2 protein-coding genes are annotated in these 2,889 nt (G+C 40.0%); both read right to left on the bottom strand.

The genetic code is table 11. The features are described 5' to 3' along the window. Positions 1-2,060 (bottom strand): hypothetical protein (locus tag FVQ77_17395; GenBank protein MBW8052079.1); only part of this gene is annotated, 2,060 nt, incomplete at its 3' end. Between the two features lie 190 nt (positions 2,061-2,250). Continuing rightward, entirely contained in the window at positions 2,251-2,706 is a 456-nt protein-coding gene (locus FVQ77_17390) for a hypothetical protein (protein MBW8052078.1), read from the bottom strand. Between the last annotated feature and the right edge of the window lie 183 nt (positions 2,707-2,889).

Raw genomic sequence — 2,889 nt, 5'->3', positions numbered from 1 at the left:
AAGTATTGCCAAACGTCTGTAACTACTCCGTTCACTTTCGTTAAAGTGAAACCTTCCTGGGCTGTATAGCCACCGGCTGCTTGTGTGCCTTGTTTCCAGTCAAACAGCCAGCAATCATAGTTGGTAGAGTTACCGACCGGTTCATTATAGCCGAATACGAATCCTATGAGATCATCGTCTACACCAACTTCGTTTACCGTTATCGTACCATCAATGATGACGTTGATAAAGGTATCAGGGCTCACATAAAAGGTAGGAGCAGGTGTATTGATTTGCTGGGTTACCTGACTTCCTCCAACTCCTCCCACTACCCAATCACCATTTGCCGGATCACCTTCCTCAATCCATGAGTTAAAATTAACAGCGGTTTTGGTCAGGCACTGGCAATTTGGAATGCCGCTTACCGTAACCGGCAATATCAACGTGTCAGCACATCCATAAATTACATTTGCTATAATAAGTTTAGTGTCATAAGTACCAGGCGCCGGGAAGGCATGTACGGGATTTTGAACAGTATCATCTATGATACCATCATTTTCAAAATCCCATTGCCAGGAAGTGGCGCATACTGACGAATCTGTATAAGTAACGAACAGCCCGTTATTACAATAAGCTAAACTGGAACTGAAAAAGCTTCCGCTGCAACTAAGGCAAAGCATATTAGGTGTAGGCGTATAATCGTTTACAATCAGCGAAGGTGTGTTTTCAACGGTAGGTGAAGTGGTAGTCGGTGCAGGTGTGGTTGTTAAAAGGGTTCCATTAGTAACAGTGGGGGCCCAAGTGGTTTGATTGCATCCAACATTTCCGGCACTGTCGGTTTTCACAAAATAAGCATCAAAAAAATTTGATCCGAAGCTCCCTGTGTTTCCACTCATCACGTAGCCCCCGTCATTTGCCTGTTTCACGCACATGGATTTTTCCTCATTTGCTCCTCCATATTTATTAGCCCATGCCACGTTACCGCTGCTATCTGTTTTGATCAGGAAATAATCGGCATTTCCGGTGGGAGGATTTGCACCGGTTATGACGCCTGTGAACCCTGTGATTATATATCCTCCATCGGTGGTTTGGCTGACGAAACGGCCTTGATCAACACCGGCATCTCCATAAGCTCTAGCCCATTGAACAAACCCGTTATTATCTGTTTTTACGAGTAAAACATCACTGGATCCGGCACCAAAGCTTGTAGTATATGATTCAATAATATATCCACCATCAGAAGTTATCTGCCCTTTGGTCATCCAGGTGGTACCTTCATCGCCTGCTCCGCCAATGGTTCTGTTCCATTGTAAATTACCAGAGCTATCTGTTTTTATTAACCATATATCATAGCCTCCGCTCCCGAAGCTGTTGGTGCTGCCGAAAATAATATAGCCGTCATCGCTGGTCTGCTCAACGACATTGCTAAAATCACGACCAGTACCTCCAAAAGTTCTGCTCCATTGCATATTGCCGCTGGCATTAGTTTTTATAAGATAGACGTCCCAATCTCCTGCACCAAAGCTTGTAGTGTTGCCTAAGAGAATGTAACCCCCATCATTAGTTTGCTGAACGAACAAGCCGTAATCTCCCGGGCCCCCACCGAATGATTTTACCCATTGTGCGTTTCCACCGGCATCAATCTTCAATAAGAAAGCATCGCGGCTGACATCAGGGGAATTAAATCCAAGTCCGGATATAATGAAGCCGCCATCAGAGGTTTGCCGGATACACGTGCCACCTTCTGAATCGGTTGAATCAGCTCCTCCATAGGTTTTAAACCATACAAGATTGCCGCATCCATCCCGTCTGAATACATATGCATCACATTCGGCCCCGCTTTCATGTTGTCCTGTTACTATGAAACCGCCATCAGAGGTAGTTTCAACATAGACGCCTCCGTTCATGTATGGAGCTACAAAGGTTTGCTGGAAGGTGACTTGGGAAAAACAGTAGGCAGCAGGCAATAGGCAGCAGGCAATAGACAATATAGCACAGGCAACCGACAGTATGTAGTTTTTTTTGCCTTCCGCATACTGCCTGCTGTAAACTCTTTGTATTTTACAAACTGTATTTTGCATTGTATTATTTAGGGTCTTTTATAAGCTGAAAAGCTTCATTCTTAATAACTGTATATTTTATGAATTTTATCGTCTTTACTCATTTCCTCCATTAATCCAACTAATTCTAAAGCATCATCATAGCGCTGTTCTTCAATACAGGCCCGTAATTCTAGTAATTCTTCCATTATTAATTCTTAATATAATTATTTCAAATATTTGATCCTTCATCGTATTTTTTCTGCATTTGTTTGTGTTTTTTTTGTTCAGCGTATTCGGAGCGATTAATTTTATGGTTTGATCGCTTGTTTTTTATTTTAAACGGCTTGTCAGCAATGATAACATTGACAATACCGGCCGGATAACCTATTTCGACAGGGATCTTAAATAATTCTTCCTTTGTTAAATTCATTTCAGAAGGAAAATTAAAGGCCAAATACTCGTCATCTTTATCAATATAAAAATCACTGAACTCCTGGGTGTTTTTTATCTTATCTTTTAAGCTCATACCAAGGAACGGGCAATGCAGACCATGACCGGCAATTTCTATTTTTACGTAGGTGGTACTATGTTTTTTGGTGTGTTTATCCTTGCTTTGCGCGAAAGCAGTAAAACAAAAACAAAAAAGTATAATTGTTAAACCAATATTTTTTAATGAAGTTTTCATGTTTTAATATTTTTTTAAATTAATACAAATATAAGGAAAGTAAATAAAAAAACAAATATAAAAAAAATAAATAAAAAAATAGTTTTTAGCTATTTAATAGTATCGGAATTTTAGTTCATGGTTTTTGGTTATTAGTTTTAGTTATTTGGTTATTAGTTTTAGTTCATTGGTTCAATAGTTTGC

This window comes from Cytophagales bacterium (genome assembly GCA_019456305.1).
In the GTDB taxonomy this organism is placed as follows: Bacteria; Bacteroidota; Bacteroidia; order Cytophagales; family VRUD01; genus VRUD01.
This window is presented reverse-complemented; position numbering and strand designations above follow the sequence as displayed.

What these genes read in the sequence shown, in the direction of transcription:
- FVQ77_17390 (MBW8052078.1), bottom strand. Translation starts at nt 2,706, where the DNA reads ATGAAAACTTCATTAAAAAATATTGGTTTAACAATTATACTTTTTTGT.